At 43.3% G+C, this 342-nt stretch carries 1 protein-coding gene; it reads left to right on the top strand.

What is annotated here, in order from left to right:
* Positions 1 to 342: transposase (locus MW695_RS22320; RefSeq protein WP_247107622.1), on the top strand; the 342-nt coding region annotated here is incomplete at both ends.

Raw genomic sequence — 342 nt, 5'->3', positions numbered from 1 at the left:
AGTTTGGTAAGAAGGTAGTTCACTCAGAAACTCGAGCGTATCAAAAACAACTAGAAGAAGAAATCAATGTAGAACGAGTACAAAACGGAAAAAAGCCTCTTCCTCCTCGGGCGAAGGACACTTCGAGAGAGGTGAAGGAGAGCACAACAGACCCTGAAAGTGGGTATTATGTGAAAAGTGAACGAGAGAAAATGTTTGCGTACAGCTTTCATACGGCCTGTGATTCGAATGGATTTGTTCTTGGAACCGTTGTTACCCCTGCCAATGTTCATGATAGCCAAGTATTTCACGAGTTATTTGATCAACTAAAAGAGAAGGTCACCAAGCCACAAGTCGTAGCCG

This window comes from Halalkalibacter sp. APA_J-10(15), from assembly GCF_023017105.1.
Taxonomy (GTDB): Bacteria; Bacillota; Bacilli; order Bacillales; family Bacillaceae_D; genus Halalkalibacter.
Note: the sequence above shows the minus strand (reverse complement) of the source record. Positions and strands in the feature narration are given on the sequence as shown.